Below are 20,699 nucleotides of genomic sequence, written 5' to 3'. Positions count from 1 at the left end.
AGAATTCCTGCGTTGCGTCCAACCCGACAGCGAAAAAAAAGCGAACTAGCGTTTTAGCCAACTCATCATCGCCCGCAGATCCTGACCGACTTCTTCGATCGAATGTTCTGCCTCTTGACGACGCATAGCGGTGAACCCCGGTTTACCTGCTTGATTTTCGAGGACAAACTCTCTGGCAAATTGTCCCGATTGAATTTCCCGGAGGATTTTCCGCATTTCGGCCTTAGTCGCTTCCGTCACCACCCGCGGACCGCGAGTATAGTCACCGTACTCGGCTGTATTGGAAATACTATCGCGCATTTTGGCTAAACCGCCCTCGACGATCAGATCGACGATCAGTTTTACCTCGTGTAAACACTCAAAATAGGCTAATTCGGGTTGATAACCAGCTTCCACGAGGGTTTCAAAGCCAGCTTTAATTAAAGCACTTAAACCGCCGCATAATACTGCCTGTTCGCCAAAAAGGTCGGTTTCTGTTTCCTCGCGGAAAGTGGTTTCCAAAACCCCAGCCCGAGTGCCACCGATACCTTTAGCGTAGGCCATTGCCCGATCGCGTGCTTGGCCGGTAGCATCTTGATAGACGGCGAATAAACAGGGGACCCCTTGACCTTGTTCGTAGGTGCGACGGACGAGATGGCCCGGTCCTTTGGGGGCGACCATCACCACATCGACATTATCTGGGGGAACCACTTGACCAAAATGAATATTAAAGCCGTGGGCAAAAGATAACACCTTGCCTGCGCTTAAATTCGGGGCAATTTCGTTGATATAAATCGTTTTCTGCACTTCATCTGGTAAGAGGATCATGATCCAGTCGGCAATTTTAGCGGCTTCGGCCACATCATAAACCGGAATACCAGCTTCTTTGGCTTTGATTGCCGATTTACTGCCGGGATATAGACCAACAATCACATTAACGCCACTATCCTTGAGATTTAATGCGTGGGCATGACCCTGGGAACCATAACCAATAATAGCGATCGTTTTTCCCGCTAATAAATCTAAATTGGCATCCTCATCATAGTACATTCGTGCCATCGAACTCGCTCCTTAACTTCTTTTGTCACTATGCAAACTCCTAATTATACGCGAAAATCACGCCTGTCAGAAGCATTCGATCGCCTATTTCTAGGAGTCAAGAAAAAATAGTGCCTAGAAAAATTGAAATTTTCTTGAGATATTTGGGTAATCTAACTAGGGAAAGCTGACTTGATCTAGTTGAGCAGAAGGGGGGGGATAATGGCCAATTTTTAGCTTGGACTTGGTTCTTTCAGCAAAATTGATTACAATATCACTATCATTAAGCACTTCCTCTCCTCCTATCCAGTTAGGATTAACCTCGGTCTGAACACAGATAATCAGGTTAATATTAGTGCAGAAATAGCTTCTCTCTCCTTCGATTTTCACCGGTTCTGGGTAATTTACCCAGTTAGGATCGTTTATAGACTGATTTACTGCCTTGAGCGATACTAGATAAAATCAGGTGAAAAGATCAAGATTATTGGCTTTGTTGATCACCAATTCCCTTAGAGCTGCCCCAGAAAATCTATGGTAAGTTTTTTTAAGAAGCTATTGACAAAAAAAACTCAAGGTATTGGGTTAGAGATTACCCCAGAGCGCATTAACGTGGTTCAGATGGCCAAACAGAAACAAAATTATAAATTAGTTAAATGTTGTTCGTCGGATATCCCAGAAGGCATCTTTGAGGAGGGAAAAATCGTCGATTCCGTCGCTTTAGCGGAATTAATCCAAGAAGTCCTCAAGGAAAATAAAATTAACAGCAAACGAGTCGCTACTGCTGTCCCCATGCGCGAGTCAATTATCCGGATTATCCCTATTCCCTCGGAATTGGACGAGGAGGAATTGCGCGATCTGGTCTTAAATCATCAAGCTAATTTATACCTTCCCTATCCGCGGGAGGAAGTGGATATCGACTACCAAAAACTGGGCTACTTTCAGGATGAAGACGGGATCGAAAAGGTGCAGGTTTTGCTGGTAGCTACTCGTCGGGAGATCACCGATGCCTATATGGAAACCCTGCAACGGGCAGGATTACAGGTAGATGTGCTAGAAATTAATAGTTTTGCCCTAATTCGGACGATTCGCGATCAGTTGCGACAGTTTAGTTCCAATGAAGCTACCGTTATTGTCGATATAGAATTTGATAACACGGAAATTGCCATCGTGGTGGACGGCGTTCCCCAATTTTCCCGCACTGTCCCCATCGGCACTTTCCAGCTACAAAATGCCATTTCCAGGGCGATGAATTTGCCCACCTCCCGCAGTCCTGAGATTCTTTTGGGGATGACAATCCCGACCACTGCCTTTGATAGTCTTGGCACCAATACCGGTCTTTCCAGAACCTTTACTACCGCCGGGATGGCGGCACTGATGCGGGTTTTAGGGGAATTAACCGATGAATTGCGGCGATCGATTAATTTCTATCTTAACCAAAGTGATGAACTGGAAATGGAAATTGTCCAGTTACTTTTAGCCGGTCCCGGGGGCGGTTTAGCGCAACTAGACGAATATTTTACTCAACGTCTCAGCGTCCCCACCATGGCAATCGATCCAATCGCATCACTGAACTTAGATACAACTCAAGAGATTCCTAATGCCGAAAGACCTGGTTTAGGAACAGTTCTGGGTTTAGGATTGCGGGAGGTTGACCATTAGCCAAGGTTTTGTCAACATACGTTTACATACGCTACTAATTAGGGTTGGCTGAATAATAGTAAAACCCTTTTAAAATAAGGCTTTTGACCTGTTAAAATCCGATGTTCATGCTGCGAAAATCGGATTGGGACATTCAAAAACCTGGCCTTATTCTTTTTTTAGTACAGAAACTGGTACAAAGAAGCAGGGCAACAAAGCCTGAAACTCCCGACTCCCGACTCCTGACGACCGGCTACTCACTCCGTTCGGACCTCGGCGTGAGACTTCGGACGTTCGGCGAGCTCACGGCCGAAGCCTAACCCCACCAACAAACTTTTTCAGCAAACCCTAAATAAAGAGGTTTTGACAACCAAATTAAAGCATATCTAAAGAGTTTTGGGTTAAAAGTTAAACTTCAGGTTTTTATTCATAACAAATGAACTAACTAATTTTTTGGGGAAAATTAGTTAACCCACGACCATAACATATAATTAATTGGCAAGAGTTCTTTTGATGAAAGGCTATGGGTATCAGCATCCTGAGAATCTTGGCGATCGCAGCCAATAGTTTTCGCGAGGTTATTCGCGATCGCATTCTTTACTTTATCGGGTTTTTTGCCCTATTGATGGCCTTCGCTTGGCGTTTATTACCGGAAATTGCGGTGGGAACCCATGAGAAAATCTTTCTTGACTTGGGATTAGCCGCTATCGGGTTATTAGGGGTAATTGTCGCCGTTTTTGTGGGTACAGGGCTAATTAATCAGGAAATTGACAAGAGAACTATTTTAGTTTTGATTCCCAAACCCCTGAGTCGGGCCGAATTTATCCTCGGTAAACACTTGGGTTTGTCTGGGGTTTTAGTGGTGATGTTGGGGGTAATGTTGGTGATTTACTTGCTGATGTTGCTGGGGATGAAAGTATCTTTTCAACCTTTACCCCTGATTGTCTCGGTTTTCTATCTCGGTTTGGAATTAATTCTCATCGCAGCCGTGGCGATCGCTTTTGGGGTATTTACCAGTTCGATTTTAGCCACGTTAATGACTTTTGGGGTCTATCTAATGGGTCACATCAGCAAAGATCTGATCCAATTGGGTATAATCAGCAAAAATGCCAATATCCTTGCTATCACCAAAAATATTTATCTAATTCTCCCAGATTTGGAGAGATTGAATTTTAGAAATGAGGCCGTTTATGGTTTGCTGCCTAGTGCTGATGTCTTAATCGGTAATGCCCTCTACAGTCTCGTTTATACTGGTCTATTATTGGGTATCTCCATCCTCATCTTTTCACGACGACAATTTTAAATGGCCTTGCCGAATGTCATCGCCATCGATTAGTTTATAGACATGATTAGCCATGAAATTAAAGGCACAACTGCATATTTTAAGTCGAGAAGCGGTCAATTACGGACTGGCAACCGTGGTCATGGAAGAAGCGGTTAATCCCGTCCTTGCAGCTTTTGCTAGACAGTTAAAACATTTACAATACTATGTGGTTGAGAATAGCCAGGGTGATTGGTTACTAACCACCTTAGCCCATCGGCAGCAGCCGCAACGAGAGAAAAGGGTGATCTATGCCTTTGCCACGGAAAAAATGGCCATATCTGCCCAAAATACTGCTAATTCACCCCTATCAACGCTCCTGATTCCCGTAACCCATCTTTTATTCCAATTATTTGCCGTAGAAAAAGTAGATAGTATTATTTTTCTGGAAAATGCACACACCGCTCAAACAGGAAAAGAAATCTCCCGGACCCAATTAAAGGCTAATATTGAAAAACAACTGCAAAAACTAGGGGCAATTCCTCCCAATCTTGCTTAATTAGTTATCAATAGGGAAAAGTTAATTATCTGCAATTGCCTTTTTTACTCTCACTCACATTACCATGACCGAGCCAACCCGATTAAACTATCATGATACCTATTCTTGTCCCGTCTGTCGCCATGGTAAAATCGCCACTTTACCCCTAATGGAAGCCTATGCTTGTAACTTTTGTCAACACATTTTTACTGCTAATTTAGAACAACAGGTTTTAAAAATGGCCGATAGTCAATTACCCTTAACTTGGTATTGGAATGGTAAGTATTGGCAGGGTTTACCGAGAGAAGGAATGGAGATAGCAGGTTTTTACTTAATTATCGGTTTAGGATTTGTGATTTTTCCCACAGCAATTGTGGCGACAGGGGCCTATCTTTTCCCTCCAGTCGAGGGGAGTCCTTTGTCATGGGTGCCTCTATTTTGGTCGATTTTAACCTTTATTTGCCATGGTATTTGTTTACTCTGGTTAATTATCGAATATTATCAGTTTCCCGTTAATATGTATCTGCGGGCCCTAGCTCGTCGTTGGCAAAATTCGGTCGTCACTAGATTATTATCCTAGTAAACATTCAATCCCAGAAAGGGGAGCAGGAAGTGGGGTGTGAGGTGTGGGGGAATGGGAAGAATAAATAAAAATAATCTCCTGAATACTGACTCCTGATTACTGACTCCTGATTACTGATAACTGATTACTGTTCTCTAAATTATCCCCAAAGGACAAAATTGACCCGATAATTCTAGTTTATTGTTTTGCAGCAGATATAAACCGTATTCAATTCCTTCTACTACTGCCTGATAGGAAGCTTCTAAAATATTACTAGACACTCCCACAGTAGTCCATCTTTGTTGACCGTTACTCGACTCGATTAAAACCCTAGTTTTCGCTGCCGTCCCCGAACCACTATCGAGGATTCTTACTTTATAATCGGTCAGGTGAAAGTTAGCAATTTCGGGATAGAATTTGACTAAAGCCTTTCTTAAAGCCCGATCTAAAGCAGCCACAGGCCCGTTACCCTCGGCCACTTCTAATAAATCTTCCTCTTTTACCCGTACTTTAATTGTTGCAATTGCATTACCACTATCCCGCAGCATATCACAATACACTTGGAATCCTTTTAATTCAAAAAGGTGGCTTCTTTGTCCCAAAGCTTCCCGCATTAATAACTCAAAACTAGCTTCGGCTGCTTCAAACTGATAACCCTGACTTTCTAAGATTTTTAAACGTTCCAAAATTTGCCTACAGGTGGGATCATCTTTATTTAAATCGATGCCAAAACTACGCGCTTTCGCTAACACATTACTTAATCCCGATTGGTCAGAAATGACGATGCGGCGCTGATTCCCGATCGCTTCCGGGTTAATATGTTCGTAGGTGAGGGGATTTTTCGCCACCGCAGAAACGTGAATACCGCCTTTATGGGCAAAAGCGGAACGTCCGACGAAGGGAGCGTGATCATCTGGGGCTAAATTGACCATTTCGCTGATTTTCCGGCTAGTTCCCGTCAATCGACCTAATTGATTTTCTTCTAGGCAAGAAAAGCCCATTTTTAACTGAAGATTGGGAATTAAAGTACATAAATTGGCATTGCCGCAGCGTTCCCCATAACCGTTAATTGTGCCTTGAATCATGCGTGCGCCCTCGTTAACTGCCGCTAAGGAGTTGGCTACGGCGGTTCCCGCGTCATTATGGGCATGGATGCCTAATTTAGTCCCATTTTCGTTATCAGGATCGATGCCCAATTGCTCCCGCACTTTCTCCACAATCGGGGCGATTTCTTGGGGTAAAGTGCCACCGTTGGTATCACAGAAAACTAACCATTCGGCCCCGGCATCTCTGGCGGTTTTGAGGGTTAAAAGGGCGTATTCGGGGTTATTTTTGTAACCATCAAACCAATGTTCGGCATCATAAATGACTCGTCTTCCCTGACAGCGTAGATACTCGATCGTATCTCCTATCATGGCTAAATTCTCCTCCAGACTGGTTTTTAAGCCCTCTGTGACGTGCAGATCCCAAGATTTGCCGAAAATTGTCACCCAACGAGTTCTAGCGGCGAGAATGGCGGTTAACATCGGATCTTCCCGGGCCTCGACATGGGGGCGACGCGTGGAACAAAAAGCGACTAATTCGGCTTGTTTTAGGGGTTCTTCGTGCAGTTTCCAGAAAAATTGACCGTCTCTAGGGTTTGCGCCGGGCCAACCGCCTTCGATAAAAGGAATGCCCATTCTATCTAATTCCCTGGCGATTTTAATTTTATCTTCCAGGGAGAGGGAAATACCTTCTCGCTGGGCCCCATCCCGGAGAGTAGTGTCATAGACCCAAATGCGCTTACCATTGTTCATAGAAATAGTCAATAGGTGTTAATATTAATTAATAACTGTAGCAAGTTAAAATCACGTCCCTAATGCCTAGAATAACAGTTTACGATCAAACAATCACCCGCGATCGAGGTGAAAATCTCCGTCGTATATTATTAAAACATGACATTTCTTTGTATAACGGCGGTTCCAAGTTGATCAATTGTCGCGGCATCGGCAGCTGTGGAACCTGTGCGGTGGCAATTGTTGGCGAAGTTTCTGCTATCAATTGGCAGGAAAAAGCGCGTCTTTCTTTACCTCCCCATAACCCCAATAATAACCGTCGTCTTGCTTGTCAAGTCAAAGTTTTTGGGGATATTGAAGTGACTAAATACGATGGTTTTTGGGGACAGGGAGACGCAGTGATCAGTTATCAGTGATCAGTTATCAGTGATCAGTTATCAGTTTTGAGTTATCAGTGAGCAGTATTAAAGTGTTAAAGTATTAAGTGGCAAGTTCGGAGCCTTCTTTTCACTGTTTACTGTTTACTGTTTACTGTTTACTGATTAAGGTTATCAAATGAACGAGACAACAACTTTTCGGATATCACCAATAATTCGGGTAACTTTATTAAGTTTATACATAGCGTTAACCATCCCTTTACCCTTTTTAGCAAAAGTCACTAATTCCCCCGTTAATCCCAATTTTCTTTGGGTAGGAATTAGCTTAGGATTAATCGCTTTATACGGAGCTTTAAGTGAAAGAGTCATTTTATCAGAAACAGGGATACAAGTTACCTATCCCCAATGGTTTCCTGCTTTTCTTCGCTCTGGTTGGTGGTTAAATTGGACAGATATAAAAGAACTTAAATGTCGCAGTACAGGACAGGGTGGTTTAGTTTATTATTTCCTTGATCGCTCCGCGGAAAAAGCCTATTTATTGCCGATGCGAGTAGTGGGATTTAATCGCATGGTCAAAATAATCGAGGAAAAAACTAACTTGGATATGACCGATATTCGCCCCCTTTCTCAGCCTTGGATGTATGGAATTCTTTTTATTCTCACCCTATTTTTATTATTAGTCGATGCTTGGACTATTGCTACGGCGAGAACTATTATTCCCTAATAAATTCGGCTCAAAACGTAATCTACTAGCTCGATTAACACGTCTTTTGAGGGAGAAGAAGCTAAACAGTCAAGGTGTTTTAAGGCACTTTGTCCATATTGAGCTGCTAATTCTTTTGAGCGAGGAATACCTTGGCTAGAGTGAATAAAATCAAGAGCTTTTTCGATGTCTCCTTCCTGACTAAATTCCCGTTCGATTAACACTTCTATATAGGGATTTTCCTCCATAGCAAAGAGAGCGGGAGCAGTGATATTACCACTGATCAAATCGGAGCCAGAGGGTTTTCCTAATACTTCCGTGGGGGAGGTAAAATCGAGAATATCATCGACGATCTGAAAAGCTAATCCTAAATTGCGGCCATAATTATATAAATGATGATTAACTTCGGCCGATTGATCGCTTAATACCCCGGCCGCTTTGGCACTATTGGCAATTAAAGAAGCAGTTTTGTAGTAACTTTTTTCTAGATAAGCTTCTAAGGAGATACTGGTATCAAAGCGATTAATTCCCTGTTGAATTTCCCCTTCAGCAAAATCGCGGATCACTTCCGAGAGCAATTTTACCACTTCTAAATTATCTAAATTAGCTAGATACCAAGAGGATTGAGCGAAAAGAAAATCCCCCGCTAAAACCGCCACGCGATTGTCAAATAAACTGTTAACGGTGGGAACACCGCGCCGCAATTCTGCCTCATCTACCACATCATCATGGACGAGACTGGCAGTGTGAATCATCTCCGTGATTTCCGCTAATCGACGATGACGGGGAGTGATATCCCGGTCTAACATGGTAGCGCGAGATACCAGCAACACGATCGCCGGTCGAACGCGTTTACCACCGGCCTCGAACAAATGTTCTGCTGCCGCCGCTAAAATGGGATGACGAGCGCCGACGAGATTTTTTAAGTTATCGGTCAAAAGACGGAGATCATCGTCAACGGGTGCGAATAAAGAAGTTGTTGGGATCATTGGTTAGCCAATTGGCGAGATAGTTACGAAAGTTTACATATCCTTACATTTATTTTAAGCTAACCGTCCAGACTAGGGAAGGGGAAGCATCAGTGATCAGTAATCAGTGAGGGGTTAGAGGTTGGGGTATTAGTTGAAATTTTCCCATTTCCCCACACCCCACACCCCACACCCCACACCCCACTTCCCTGGTCCCTAATCTTTTTCCCGACAAAACCCTTGTCATTGTCAAGACTCTAGGGTAACTTGTATATAAAAATTAATAAAGCGAGAAGTATTAGAACGATGTTGAGACTAATTAGCGACTTTGACGGCCCGATAATGGACGTATCGGAGCGATATTACCAAGTTTATCAATACTGTTTACAGAAAACCGCCTATAAAGGTCAAATTATCGGGGAATTATCGAAAGCGGAATTCTGGCAGTTAAAACGGGATCAGGTTTCTGAGAAGCGTATCGGGGAAATGTCAGGATTAGATGAAGATCAGGCCCGGAAATTTGCCCATCTTCGTCGTCAAACTGTCCATACTTTACCCTATCTTGTCCACGATCGCCCGGTGGTTGGTTCTTTGGAAACTCTCCAGAAAATCCAAGAGTTAAAGATCGATTTAGTCGTGATGACGATGCGGCGGGTATCCGAGCTAGATCATGCCTTTAATCGCCACGATATCGGTCGGTTTTTCGCCGCTAATCGTCGTTATTGTCTAAATAACAATTACACCAAAACCAACGACGTGCGCGACAAAACCCTGCTTATGGCTAAGGCCGCAAAGGAACTGCCGGCGGCTGCCGATACTTGGATGGTGGGGGATACGGAAGCGGATATTGCCGCCGCTAAGAGCCAAAATATTAAGGTTATTGGCGTATTATCGGGGATTCGCAGCCGTTCCCGTTTAGAGAGCTACGAGCCTGATTATATCGTCAATAACCTTGGGGAAGCAGTGGACGTGATCTTAGGATCCCTACGAGCGATTGGTTAACGGAAAAAACTACTAATCACCCAAAAGATCAGAAAAGTGACGAGCGCATAAATTTGGCGATCGCCGAAAATATTCAAATCAGCCTTGGCCGCTAAACTGGCTAATCCCGCTCCCAGAGCGACTCCTAGCACTAAACCAGCGAGAGTGAATAGTAAGGCGCGGCCAAAACGTTTTTCTTTGCGGTTGAAAAAATAGATATTAACGAAAACGCCAAAAGCTAAGAGCAGCGGTAAGAGGGAGCCACTGGGATCGGGAACTAACAGCGTTATTGCTCCTAAACAAGCGTAAATCACTGCTGGTACGCCGATATCCTGTGCAGAAGGTGTATCGATTGAGCTTTGCCACCAGTGAGGAGATTTGCTGCTAGTAACTGGTTTACTTTCCACCGGAATTGCCAGACGTTCGGGAAAACGAATGCGATCGGGTACTTTAATTCTACCCTCCTGTCGCATCCGCAGTCGATCCATGAGGACGGAATCGTAGGCCGCCTCGATCAATTCGACAATTTTGCTATCATTTTGATACTGTTGCACCAGTCTTTGTTTGGCCTCTTGAATTTCTTCAAAAGAGGATTCTTCAGTAACCCCAAGTTGTTCGTAGGGATTCTGTTCACTCATGAACATACCTCCTTAATTATGCTCCCGATAGTCATGATCTTAACCCGATGTTCTGTAGTTTAACTTGAGATCCAAGCTTATTTAAATTAATTAAGTTTAGCGAAAATCTGGGCAGAATCGATCGCTTCGTAGGGATAACCACTGGCATCTAAAAGGCTTTTTTCGGCGATTTCTCCTTCTTTAACGATAATTAAGCGGTTTTTGCCACCGTAGGCCTTAATTGTGACAATTTCTAAAGCAAATAACCCGGGGGAGAAACGGGGATTTAAGGCCCCATCGTACTCGAATTTACTCTGCATTAACTGCAAAGCATAGACGCTACTGCTATCAAAGGGTGCTGCCTCCCGCAGGGTTTTGGCCCGCAGCACTGGGATTAAATCGCGAAAGGGAATAGAAATCTTTTGCAGGGTGCGATCAAGTGTATCAAAAGAATAACAGTAACCGATGCCGTCCCAACGTCCTTCACAGCGCAGAATTAATTTATAGCGTTTTCCGTCCCCTTGTACCTGTAATTCTATTCCCTCGTAGTTAGATAAATTTAGGGGAGGATTCAGGTTTCTGGTACGAACTGAGGCAAAACCGCCGTTATTTTCGGTTCTAACGATACCAGAAAAGAGAGCGCGTCCTCCGGTTAGGGTTATCTGACTCTCACTCACTCCTCCCATTACCACATCATCCACCGCACCCCAGATTTCTTTTATATCACTGCTGGGATTGCTAAAGTTAAAGAGGGTTTTTTCGGCGCTTATACCAGCATTTTTCAGTAAATCGAGTAAATTGGCTAAACTATGGCGGTTATTCTCCCCTTGACAGTAGATAATCTCATCAATACCCGTGAATAATTGTGGGGTTTCCAGAGCGAATAAATCGACATTTTCAGCAAATAATTGACGTGCAGACTCGATATTATCGACTAAAGCGCGAATTTGATAGTTTTGCTGCTGTAGTTGAGCGATTACCTTTCTACCGATCGCATTTTCACCACCAATGACTAAAATAGTCTTCATTGCTTGCTCATTTGTTAGCTGAATTTTTTTATCTTCCCCGAAACCGAGCAGTTTTTGCAGACAACTCCAGAGGGGAATACTATCAAAATAGTCCAGAGTTTGCCAAAATCTCTGAAAATCCCAGTTTTTTGATTCAGCCATAAATTTTATCTCCTTACTGCCGTTAATTTTTATTTTATCGAGTTAATTTGGCTGTTTGAGATCAAAAGCTCTCCTGTAAACCTCAAAAATCTTCCGTTAGGTGAGGAAACTCCGAGACAGGAGGAGAAAAAAGACAAGAGACAACTATCCTACCCATAAAACCGAAGATGATGTCAAATTTATCTGTGCTTTTAGATATTTTGACCCGATAGCGGCTCGAGAACTTACTTTGACAGGATATTAATTCTAACAAAAAATATTTTGGCTTTATTCGATTCCATACTATCTAAGTTTTTAAGCTCATTAAAACTACTAATTTGCCATAACCAGTCTAGAGAGCCAACGGGAGGAAGCTGCAAAAGTTCTGGAGTTAATTAACAATCATCCCCGAAAATGTCTTGACTATCCAACCCCCTTTGAGGTATTTTATCAAATACGATCGGATAGTGATGCAATTCAGATTTGAGTTTACTGCAAATTTTTTTAATCATCATGCCACAACAATCCTTAATCCCTAAAACCCCGACAGATCAAGCCCTCCCCAATCCCCTAGCACAAAATAGTTTAAATGTCAAGCTTTTTAGAAAAATATGTTTATTGTCTCCCCTGTTGTTTTGGGAATTATTTGGTTTAGCAGTTAGCTCGGTTAAAGCAGTAGAAAATCTACAATGTCCTGTCATTTCTAAGGAAGAAGTTGATACAAATGCTCTCCAAAGAGAAATTGCTAATTATTCGGCCACTCTGCGAGTCTATCCTAGCGATCTGGGTACGATTAAACTTTATTTTCAACGGGGAATGGCGCGAGAAAAAATCAACGATCGAAACGGTGCGATCGATGATTTCAGTCAATACATTTGGTATAGTAATTATAATGCTCCCGCCTTCAAAGATCGACAGTTACTAGCCCAAGCCTATTATCAAAGAGGTGTGTTAAAGTTAGCCATGGCCAAGGAGCAGCGTCAGCCAAAATTATTAGAAGCTGCCCGCTCAGATTTTCAGCAAGCCTTTAAATATAATCCCAATAAAAGCGAAGTTTACTTTAACCTAGCAATTATTGCATCTTTGCTCAATCATCAATCCTTGGCTTTAGATTATTACCGGCGTTTCATCGGTTATGAAACTGAAGATTATCGCGGCTATTATCATCGAGGACAGCTATACTCTCAGTGGGGAAATTATGCGGCGGCTATCAAAGATTATGATCTGGCTATTTTATACAAACCCGATCTAATTGAAGGATATTATAATCGGGCTATAGCTTTAGAAAAGATAGGGGGAAAACGAGAGGCTTTTAAGGATTATAAAATCGTTTTAAAATGCTCACCTAACTTATTTTTAGCCAAGAATGCTCCTAGCAGTTATCAAAACCGTGCCAGAGTACAAATTGAAATGGCTGACGAGGAAGTAGAATTAGCCAATTTATCGAATAATTCCCCAGAAGGATATCAAACAGCGATCGAGTATTATAATGGAGCCATCAAAGACTTAGCACTTGTCATCCGTGTTAATCCCAACTACGATAAAATTCCCCATTCTAGAGCATTTATTAAACGGGGTTATGCTCACCTAAGACTCAACAATAATCAAGGGGCAATTCAAGATTATAACCAAGCAATTTATCTGCAACCCCAAGACGCAAAAGCCTATGTATATCGGGGGTTAATGCGAGCGAATAAATATCAAGAATACGCGGGAGCTTTAGAGGATTTTACTGCGGCAGTAGCACGAAATCGTCATGATGCAGCCGCTAACTATCATCGGGGGTTAGTGCTGTATAAATTGGGGCGTTATCAGGAGGCAGTAGATAATTATAATATTGCCTTAGACCAAGATGATCGGATCAATACACCTAGTTTTACTTCTCGCTCTGTCTGTAGCGAAAATATCCAAGAATCTGCCGACAAAAACTATTTTTATAACTCCAGAGAAACCGATTTTCTTCCTAATTATAACGTCTCTTGTCATGCTCTGGCCCGGGGAGATGCTTATTTTGCTCTGAAAAATTTTGCTGCGGCCGAAAGAGATTATACTACTTATATAGTTGCCTATCCTAACGATCCAGAAGGGTATCATAAACGGGCCAATGCGCGTTTTGAAAAAGGGGATAAACAGGGAGCGATCGAGGATTATAATGTATTCCTAGAAAAAGTCCGTGATGGGAGAATTTTCTATAGTCGTGGGAATAGTAGCGCTGACGTGGGAGATGACCAAGGAGCGATTACAGATTATCTGCAATCTTTGAGCATTAATCCTATCGATGTGACAGCGTATAGCAATCGGGGAAATGCACGCACTGATACCGCTACTATTCCCGATAATGTACAAGTAACACCGAGAATATCGGCCAATCCGATCGCCTATAATAATCGTGGTATTATTCGACGACAAACTGGAGATAAGGAGGGTGCTTTAGAGGATTTAGATAGGGCAATTAGATTGAATTCCAATAATCCGATCGCCTATAATAACCGGGGAGTGATTCGCTTTGATTTGGGAGATAATGCCGGTGCTTTGGAGGATTTAAATATCGCTATTGCTCTCCAGTCTAACTATGCTGAAGCTTACTATAATCGAGGTTTAGTTAAGGAAAAAATAGGCGATAAAAGGGCAGCGATCACCGATTATCAATTAGCAATTACTCATCAGCCAAATTATGGCGAAGCTTATTATAATTTGGCACTTGCCACCTACGATGATAAAAATCCTAGTAGTCGAGTAGTGAGCCTTAACTATTTGCAAAAAGCCGCTAATGCTTTGATAAAAACTGGTAATTTAGAACTGTATGAACGGGCGGTAGAATGGATGTTAAAAATGCAGTAATTTCTCGAAAAAATAAGCTAATTTTTGACAAAGACTTCAAGACTTGGCTATTTCAAGCCTTCAAAGAGCGGGGGAGTCTCTTATTGCCGATCAATTAGCCGCTAATCATCATGCTCTTGCTCAACAGCTACAGCAAGTTTTAGGAAAGCAACGGTTGAAACAGATTCCAGAGAATGGATTAAGATTACTTCCTAGATATCGTCACAGTGGCGAGGATTTAGTTATACTTGAAGAAAGCTCTATAGATTCAACTCAAATTGTCTTTAATCAAGAAACTCAAGCTAAAATAGAGAGAGTCTTAGATGAACATCGTCAACGACAAAAATTAGCTAAGTATGGATACTTACCAAAGACTAAACTTCTTTTCTGGGGGCCTCCTGGGTGTGGTAATAAGATTAAGTTCTGTTATTTCTAGACCCAAGGAAACCCAACAAAAAGATTCAGACGGATTTAGGTGTTGGGTGTTGGGTTGCGCTTTTCCTGGGAATTGAGAGGTTTTCTTTAACATATTTATTCGCTCAACCCAACCTAAGAAACTACTACAGTTGCGAGAACAGTTTTCGAGCATCGGCGATGATTTTATCACCCCAGAGATTTTTTTGCAGGGTTTCAACCTTGGCAAATTCAGGGTCGATTTTAAGCGCACTTTTAGCAAGTTTGATCGCTTTCTCCGTATTGCCTTGACGGTAGAGGGTAACAGCGAGAGCCAGTTGATTTTCGGCAGATTGGGGGTTAATTTCAAGACTTTTTTGAAATTGGCTACTGGCCAAATTTAGATCGCCTTGTTCGTAATGAATTAAGCCAATATTGGTAATCGCAATCAGATTTTTTTCGTCCAGTTCGAGAACTTTTTGATAGTCTTGTAATGCCTCGCTATAGCGTTTTTGTCTTTTGTAAATTTCTCCCCGGAAATTATAAGACTCCTTGAGCTTAGGATCGAGATCGATCGCCCGATTAAAATCCGCTAGAGCTAAATCCCATTTTTGAGTTTGATAGTAAAGGATTCCTCGCATAGAGTAAAATGAAGCATCATCCGGCTTAAGCTCGATCGCCCGATTAAAATCCGCTAGAGCTAAATCCCATTTTTGCCATTCTGCGTAAGCGATTCCGCGTAGAAAATAGCCTTCTGACTTTCCAGCGATATCGATAAATTTTGTTATATCCGCAATCGCTAAATCCCATTTCTTTTGTTGAGAATAAATACGAAAACGTTGTGCGTAAGCGAGCGCATACTTCGGATCGAGTTCGATCGCCCGACTGTAATCAGCTAAGGCGATATCCGATTTTTGCTGTTGTCGGTAAATTTCCCCGCGGTTGTAATACAGAACCGCATCGTTACCATTAAGCTCGATCGCCTTGTTATAATCGGCGAGGGCGAGATCGAGTTGATTTTGATTGCGATAAATATCTCCCCGATAGCGATAGGCTAACTCGAAATAAGGATTAATTCGGATCGCTTGGCTTAAATCGGTGAGGGCCAGATCCCATTCTTTTCGATCCCAGTATAAAATTGCTCTAACTCCGTAAGCGAATTCGGGGTTTGGCGAGAGTTCGATCGCCTTATTAAAATCAGCGAGGGCCAGAGCCAACTTTTGTTGTTGAAAATAAACATTTCCTCGATTGGCATAACTACTAAAATGACCGAGTTCGATCGCCTTGTTAAAATCAGCGAGTGCGAGATGCCACTTTTTCTGGTTAGTGTAAAGATGCCCTCGGCACTCGTAAGCTAGAGGGAAATTCGGATCCAGTTCGATCGCTTTCTGACAATCCGCCAGAGCTAAGTCCCATTCGCCTCGAAACCTGTATGAACCCCCCCGATGAATGTACGGCATAGGTGAATTCGGATTAAGTTCGATCGCTTTATTCAAGTCCGCTAAAGCTAAATCCCATTTTTTTAGTGATTCGTAAACTCGACCCCGCGTTGAATAGGCGAGATAGGCGAGAACGGAATAGGGATTAATTTCGATCGCTTTTGTGAGATCGGCGATCGCTAACTCCTCTTCACTTTGAAAAATATAAAAAATACCTCTCATTCCATAAGATTTAGGATCATTAGGATCGATGGTAATTGCTTTGTTAAAATCCGCTAGAGCTAAATCCCATTGTTTTCGATCCGTGTAAAAACTTCCCCGGCTTATGTAGGCTGCCGCGAAATTAGCATCGATCTCGATGGCTCGGTTATAATCAGCCAGGGCTAAATCCCATTCTTTCCGCTCTTCGTACACATCGGCGCGAGCTATATAAGCCCTAGAGTTATTCGGATTCAACGTCAGAGCTTGATTATAATCGGCTAAAGCGAGATCCCATTTTTTTATGTCCTTGTATGTATTCCCGCGATTGCTATACCAACTGGAGCGAGGAGCGATTTCTATGGCGCGGTTAATCGCTGCTAAGGCTCGATCGTACCGTTTTACGTTTTGTAGTGCCGACGATAGACTATTGTAATAGTTGGGATTCTGGGGAGAGATTTTGATCGCTTGTTCAAAACTATCGATCGCTTTTTCGGATTGATTCATCTGCTCATAAAATACACCCTGATAATTTAAAATTTCCCCATGAAATTCCGAACCTTTCTCGCGAGCGGGTAGAGTAGCGAGGGCTTGATCGAGGGCTTCGAGTGCTTCTCGAGCTTTGTATTTGCGCCCGTAAACCATTGCCTTACCGTACCAAGCTAAATAGGTATATTCGGGATCGTTTAATTGTATCGCCCGATCAAAAGCTTGCAATGCTCGATCGTCTTTTTTCAAGCGCCAGAGTTGATTTCCCCGCTCGATCCAGATGTCTGCGGAGGCGTTGGTTTCCGGTACTTCTACACTGACAAGAGTGCGATCGATCTGCTGCTGTTGTTGTGCTGTTAACTGGGGTTGAGCGGTAACGAAAGAAGATAATTTAACTCGAAATCTTTCCTGTAAACCGATAAAACTATTAATGGGAATCCCTAAGCTAAAACCTAGCTGAATTTTACCCTTAACCCCCTCGGAGCGTCCGTGAATACCGATCACCTGTCCTGCAGCGTTTAAGACTGGACCGCCGCTCATACCGCCGAAGGTAATACTGGTATAGACCATATCGTAACCGCCGCTCAGGGAACTAACTCTGATCGATGCCCCACTTTGGGTAATCGTAAAATCACTCTGTCGCGTGGCGAGAAGTCCTTCCTCCTGACTTTTCACAGCACCGCCGCTAAAGAGCCATCCCGCTCGTTTATCGCCGATTTTGGGAAATCCCGCTACAAAAACGGGACTCTCCCGATTGGGGCTATAGTTGGCGATTTCTGCGACCGGATAATTCTCGTTACTCTCGAAGGTAAAAATGGCCAGATCGACCCCTTCCTGTCGAATAATGGTTTTTCGGTCGAGGGGAAGGGTTTTGCCGTCGCTGGTGGTGAGGGTATAGGTGTAATCGGCACAGGTTTTCTCCTCGGAGATTTTCTCACAGAGGACATGATCGGCGGTTAATACGGTGTAGGTTTTTCCTTCGCGGGCGATAATTGCGCCGCTACCGTTGGCCTGACTGCTACTATCGATCCGGACGGTGAAACCCTTGGCTTTTGTTTCTAATTGGGCGATATAGCCAGTATAGGTGGGGTTTTCGATGCCCGGTGAGCTTTTCGGTAAGGGTAATTGGTACGCGGTCAGGATTTCGGGCCGGATGTAGGTTAATAGGGTATTGATAGAAATGCCCCAGTTAACCGCTCTCATCTGTTGGATTTCTGCGTCTGTGGGTTTTGTGCCGTCCTCGTAGATGTAGTTAGAGAGAATCGGATGGGCCGATCGCCCGTTAATGCCGATTAACTCCCCCTCGACAAAAATGCCGCCGCCGCTCATTCCCTGCACGATATCGCCACTATAACCGACGCTGTAGCCTTCCCGGAGGGGTCGATCGCTCACCTGTTCGATCTTTCCTGTCGTCACCCGATACTGTCCCGTTTCGGCAACATATCCCGCGGCCACCACTTCTAAACCGATCCTGTCTTGATTGGGGGTAAACTCCGCGATGGTGGCGATCGGATAATCCCTGGTATCGCTAAACTCCACCAGGGCCAGATCCTTATCTTCCAAAAGGGAATTCGGCGCGATCGAGGCTGTGCGGGTTTGGCCGTCGTGGGTTTGGATCTGTAGGGTGGTCGCGCCGCGGGTAACGTGAGCGTTGGTCAAAACGAGGTATATACTGCCTTTTTTCCCGATAATGATTCCCGATCCCCGATTTATCTCGCTAGTAATCTTAACGGTGACTTGACGGATCGATCGCTCGATCTGCGCGTTTGGGCTGTCTTCCGCCACGATCGCCGGAGCAGAGAAAGGGGATAGCGCTTTAACCGGTACGACGGGCAGAAGTAGGAGGCTTAGGAGTAGGGGAAAGGGTTTCAACATGGTTATTATGGGGAAATTTGGGGTAAAACAGCGAAAATTCTAGCGGGTGGGAACGCAATTATTTTGCGGGCCAGCAGATCTCGTACCACAGGGTGCGTCGCGATCGGCGAGTGGTGCTTTGGCGAAAAACTCCGTCATCGAGATATAGGTTTTATCTCCGGAATTCTGGAGGAGCATATCCGAGCTTTTCCCCTCTAGGATGTCCATGAGTTGTTGCAAGACTAAATCTGGATTGTCGTGGGGTTTAAGGGTAAAAAGTTGGCTATTACCATCGCAGGGATCGCCGGATCGTGAAACGCTGCAGATGATCGGGTATCCCTTCGCCCGGCCGGTGGTGAGATAGTTAAAACGCCCTTGATTATATGCTTCCTGGAATTTTTTCGTGACTTCCTCGCAACGAACCGGGGAACGTTTGGAGAAATATTCCGATTTCCAGCCGATAATCCGCACATTGCCGCTCCTTTGGGGAATCCAAGCGAGGGTGGCGGGGATTTTCCCTCCCGATGCGCGATCGAACACCTCTTTACAGAAGAAGGTGACGCCATTCGGGGTGGTCGATTGGCTGAAACCGGGGGCGATACCACCGAGGAGGACAGTGGCGAGGAGGCCGACGCAAGCGAGACGGTGGGAAATATGTCTAGAGTTCATAGGGATAGTTCCTCAGAAAATAGGGATTAGAATCGTGATTAGGGTCAAAATGGGATTATTTAAGGGTTAGCGGCGGCGTTGAGGGTGTAGCGACCCGATTCACCCCCTTCGCGAGAGGTGGCCACTAGGATATAAACTCCATCGGCGGGTAATTCGGTTACAAGTCGAGCGTTAAAATCCCCGGGGGCGCGATCAACACGCTGGTCACTACGGGCGACCTGTGGGTATTTTGTCCCCTCGGAAGATTGGAGAACGCGATAGAGGACAAGATAGGGAGCGATCTCGTTGCTGTTCATATCCAGAACGATTTTCTGTCCGGCACGACCCTCGAACCCGTAATATTGCTCGTTTTGGTCTTTGGTCAAGTTGCCTTGAACGGTCTGACCGTTAAGAGGGAGGGCGAGTAACTGTATCCGATCGTCCTGTCCTAATGTTGAGACGGTGGAGACATCGCCTGTTTTAAGTGCGGTGAGAAAAGCTTGCAGGCGATCGAGGGAAACGGCGAAATTAATGCCGCTCTGGGTAAGGCCGATCGGGTTTCCCGCACCGTCGTAAACGTAACTCCCGATATCGCCTGCGACGTTAACCCCCACCACTTCCCCCCGTGAATTCAAAAGCGGCCCGCCGGAATTGCCTTTGTTGATATTAGCGTTGTGTTGCACAATGCCTTTTTCGGGGTCGAGACGGCTGATAATGCCCTGGGTGAGGGTGTTTTGATAGTCCTCGTTTAAGGGTGTGCCGATGACGAAAACGCTTTCGCCGACTTTGGCGGAGTTCGGACGGGCGAGGGGAAGATAGGGCAGGTTTTGGCGGTTATAAATCCGCAGGACGGCTAAATCCACGCCATTTTTAGCGAAGCCGATCACGTCTGCCGAGGCCTGCTGTCCGTTGGAAAATTTCACCGTCACCACCCGGGGGCCGTCCGCAACAACGTGGGCGTTGGTAATGATGATACCGTCGGGACTGACGAGAAAGCCGCTACCGTGGCCGCTGCCATTTTTGACGGTGACGACGGCGGGGCTGGCTTTCTGATAGACTCTAGAAGCGGTCTGCTCCTGGGCGAGGATGGGTGGAATGTTTTCCATCAGGAAGCCTCCTGGTTGAACGAGTAGGCCAGTGGTGGCCAGTAGCACCGATAGGGTGAAAGTAATTGGTTTCATCGGGTTGGCTCCTCTTTAGTCGGGGGATACTTGCAAGGATGTTATCGTTGGTTTTTTTCCAATTATGCGATCAAGTTTTAAGTCCTCAGGTT

18 protein-coding genes are annotated in these 20,699 nt (G+C 44.3%); 9 read left to right on the top strand and 9 right to left on the bottom strand.

All coding sequences use genetic code 11. The features are described 5' to 3' along the window. Positions 1–45: 45 nt before the first annotated feature. Both ilvC and ACOCD9_RS02735 read right to left on the bottom strand, forming a co-directional pair. Positions 46–1,038, bottom strand: a complete 993-nt coding sequence (ilvC, locus tag ACOCD9_RS02740; RefSeq protein ID WP_045361115.1) for a ketol-acid reductoisomerase — start codon at positions 1,036–1,038, stop codon at positions 46–48. Between the two features lie 156 nt (positions 1,039–1,194). Then, the gene (locus ACOCD9_RS02735) at positions 1,195–1,407 is read right to left on the bottom strand and encodes a hypothetical protein (protein WP_287701653.1); all 213 of its coding nucleotides are present in this window, start codon (positions 1,405–1,407) and stop codon (positions 1,195–1,197) included. Between the two features lie 141 nt (positions 1,408–1,548). Between ACOCD9_RS02735 and pilM the strand changes: the two genes are divergently transcribed. The 4 genes from pilM (at position 1,549) to ACOCD9_RS02715 (ending at position 5,034) form a co-directional block, all read left to right on the top strand. Continuing rightward, positions 1,549–2,676, top strand: coding sequence for a type IV pilus assembly protein PilM (gene pilM, locus ACOCD9_RS02730; RefSeq protein WP_287701655.1), 1,128 nt, complete (start codon positions 1,549–1,551; stop codon positions 2,674–2,676). Between the two features lie 502 nt (positions 2,677–3,178). Then, on the top strand, positions 3,179–3,958 hold the full coding sequence (locus tag ACOCD9_RS02725; protein WP_287701657.1) for an ABC transporter permease: 780 nt from the start codon (positions 3,179–3,181) through the stop codon (positions 3,956–3,958). A 52-nt stretch (positions 3,959–4,010) separates the two neighbouring features. Continuing rightward, on the top strand, positions 4,011–4,475 hold the full coding sequence (locus ACOCD9_RS02720) for a hypothetical protein (RefSeq protein ID WP_287701659.1): 465 nt from the start codon (positions 4,011–4,013) through the stop codon (positions 4,473–4,475). A 64-nt stretch (positions 4,476–4,539) separates the two neighbouring features. Next, a complete protein-coding gene (locus ACOCD9_RS02715) occupies positions 4,540–5,034 on the top strand; it encodes a hypothetical protein (RefSeq protein WP_287701661.1) in 495 nt (164 codons plus the stop codon). A gap of 137 nt (positions 5,035–5,171) precedes the next feature. Here the strand turns inward: ACOCD9_RS02715 and cimA are convergent, their stop codons facing one another. Further along, positions 5,172–6,812: a citramalate synthase gene (gene cimA, locus ACOCD9_RS02710; RefSeq protein WP_287701663.1), complete on the bottom strand. Its 1,641-nt coding sequence runs from the start codon at positions 6,810–6,812 to the stop codon at positions 5,172–5,174. A gap of 62 nt (positions 6,813–6,874) precedes the next feature. Between cimA and ACOCD9_RS02705 the strand changes: the two genes are divergently transcribed. Further along, positions 6,875–7,207, top strand: coding sequence for a 2Fe-2S iron-sulfur cluster-binding protein (locus ACOCD9_RS02705; protein ID WP_287701664.1), 333 nt, complete (start codon positions 6,875–6,877; stop codon positions 7,205–7,207). A 139-nt stretch (positions 7,208–7,346) separates the two neighbouring features. Continuing rightward, positions 7,347–7,892: a hypothetical protein gene (locus ACOCD9_RS02700; RefSeq protein WP_419546312.1), complete on the top strand. Its 546-nt coding sequence runs from the start codon at positions 7,347–7,349 to the stop codon at positions 7,890–7,892. Here ACOCD9_RS02700 and sds read toward each other — a convergent pair. Further along, positions 7,889–8,860, bottom strand: a complete 972-nt coding sequence (gene sds / locus ACOCD9_RS02695) for a solanesyl diphosphate synthase (protein ID WP_419546311.1) — start codon at positions 8,858–8,860, stop codon at positions 7,889–7,891. The genes ACOCD9_RS02700 and sds overlap by 4 nt on opposite strands. A gap of 285 nt (positions 8,861–9,145) precedes the next feature. Here sds and ACOCD9_RS02690 point away from each other — a divergent pair, with 285 nt between their 5' ends. Beyond that, entirely contained in the window at positions 9,146–9,841 is a 696-nt protein-coding gene (locus ACOCD9_RS02690) for an HAD family hydrolase (protein WP_190380565.1), read from the top strand. Here ACOCD9_RS02690 and ACOCD9_RS02685 read toward each other — a convergent pair. After that, positions 9,838–10,458 (bottom strand): CPP1-like family protein, encoded by a 621-nt coding sequence (locus ACOCD9_RS02685; protein ID WP_287726763.1) that lies wholly within the window; start codon positions 10,456–10,458, stop codon positions 9,838–9,840. The two genes, ACOCD9_RS02690 and ACOCD9_RS02685, sit on opposite strands and share 4 nt — an antisense overlap. A gap of 86 nt (positions 10,459–10,544) precedes the next feature. Beyond that, entirely contained in the window at positions 10,545–11,606 is a 1,062-nt protein-coding gene (locus tag ACOCD9_RS02680; RefSeq protein WP_419546310.1) for a CIA30 family protein, read from the bottom strand. Between the two features lie 492 nt (positions 11,607–12,098). On the opposite strand from ACOCD9_RS02680, the gene ACOCD9_RS02675 reads away from it, so the two are divergent. Beyond that, positions 12,099–14,426: a tetratricopeptide repeat protein gene (locus ACOCD9_RS02675; RefSeq protein ID WP_419546309.1), complete on the top strand. Its 2,328-nt coding sequence runs from the start codon at positions 12,099–12,101 to the stop codon at positions 14,424–14,426. 43 nt (positions 14,427–14,469) lie between these two features. Then, positions 14,470–14,841: a hypothetical protein gene (locus ACOCD9_RS02670; RefSeq protein ID WP_419546308.1), complete on the top strand. Its 372-nt coding sequence runs from the start codon at positions 14,470–14,472 to the stop codon at positions 14,839–14,841. A gap of 124 nt (positions 14,842–14,965) precedes the next feature. Here the strand turns inward: ACOCD9_RS02670 and ACOCD9_RS02665 are convergent, their stop codons facing one another. The 3 genes from ACOCD9_RS02665 to ACOCD9_RS02655 are packed head-to-tail and all read right to left on the bottom strand — an operon-like array spanning position 14,966 to position 20,607. Continuing rightward, entirely contained in the window at positions 14,966–18,799 is a 3,834-nt protein-coding gene (locus tag ACOCD9_RS02665) for a tetratricopeptide repeat protein (RefSeq protein WP_419546307.1), read from the bottom strand. A 39-nt stretch (positions 18,800–18,838) separates the two neighbouring features. Then, positions 18,839–19,447, bottom strand: coding sequence for a COP23 domain-containing protein (locus tag ACOCD9_RS02660; RefSeq protein WP_041803654.1), 609 nt, complete (start codon positions 19,445–19,447; stop codon positions 18,839–18,841). A 59-nt stretch (positions 19,448–19,506) separates the two neighbouring features. Continuing rightward, complete coding sequence (locus ACOCD9_RS02655) at positions 19,507–20,607, bottom strand: S1C family serine protease (protein ID WP_419546306.1); 1,101 nt, start codon at positions 20,605–20,607, stop codon at positions 19,507–19,509. Positions 20,608–20,699: the final 92 nt, after the last annotated feature.

This window comes from Microcystis sp. (assembly GCF_048564745.1).
Taxonomy (GTDB): Bacteria; Cyanobacteriota; Cyanobacteriia; order Cyanobacteriales; family Microcystaceae; genus Microcystis; species Microcystis ichthyoblabe_A.
This window is presented reverse-complemented; position numbering and strand designations above follow the sequence as displayed.

Bases quoted from the DNA above. Each gene is read 5' to 3' on its own strand.
- ilvC (WP_045361115.1), bottom strand. From the start codon at position 1,038: ATGGCACGAATGTACTATGATGAGGATGCCAATTTAGATTTATTAGCG.
- cimA (WP_287701663.1), bottom strand. From the start codon at position 6,812: ATGAACAATGGTAAGCGCATTTGGGTCTATGACACTACTCTCCGGGAT.
- sds (WP_419546311.1), bottom strand. From the start codon at position 8,860: ATGATCCCAACAACTTCTTTATTCGCACCCGTTGACGATGATCTCCGT.
- ACOCD9_RS02655 (WP_419546306.1), bottom strand. From the start codon at position 20,607: ATGAAACCAATTACTTTCACCCTATCGGTGCTACTGGCCACCACTGGC.
- ACOCD9_RS02705 (WP_287701664.1), top strand. From the start codon at position 6,875: ATGCCTAGAATAACAGTTTACGATCAAACAATCACCCGCGATCGAGGT.
- ACOCD9_RS02675 (WP_419546309.1), top strand. From the start codon at position 12,099: ATGCCACAACAATCCTTAATCCCTAAAACCCCGACAGATCAAGCCCTC.
- ACOCD9_RS02685 (WP_287726763.1), bottom strand. From the start codon at position 10,458: ATGAGTGAACAGAATCCCTACGAACAACTTGGGGTTACTGAAGAATCC.
- ACOCD9_RS02660 (WP_041803654.1), bottom strand. From the start codon at position 19,447: ATGAACTCTAGACATATTTCCCACCGTCTCGCTTGCGTCGGCCTCCTC.
- ACOCD9_RS02665 (WP_419546307.1), bottom strand. From the start codon at position 18,799: ATGTTGAAACCCTTTCCCCTACTCCTAAGCCTCCTACTTCTGCCCGTC.
- ACOCD9_RS02690 (WP_190380565.1), top strand. From the start codon at position 9,146: ATGTTGAGACTAATTAGCGACTTTGACGGCCCGATAATGGACGTATCG.
- ACOCD9_RS02725 (WP_287701657.1), top strand. From the start codon at position 3,179: ATGGGTATCAGCATCCTGAGAATCTTGGCGATCGCAGCCAATAGTTTT.
- ACOCD9_RS02720 (WP_287701659.1), top strand. From the start codon at position 4,011: ATGAAATTAAAGGCACAACTGCATATTTTAAGTCGAGAAGCGGTCAAT.
- ACOCD9_RS02700 (WP_419546312.1), top strand. From the start codon at position 7,347: ATGAACGAGACAACAACTTTTCGGATATCACCAATAATTCGGGTAACT.
- ACOCD9_RS02715 (WP_287701661.1), top strand. From the start codon at position 4,540: ATGACCGAGCCAACCCGATTAAACTATCATGATACCTATTCTTGTCCC.
- pilM (WP_287701655.1), top strand. From the start codon at position 1,549: ATGGTAAGTTTTTTTAAGAAGCTATTGACAAAAAAAACTCAAGGTATT.
- ACOCD9_RS02680 (WP_419546310.1), bottom strand. From the start codon at position 11,606: ATGGCTGAATCAAAAAACTGGGATTTTCAGAGATTTTGGCAAACTCTG.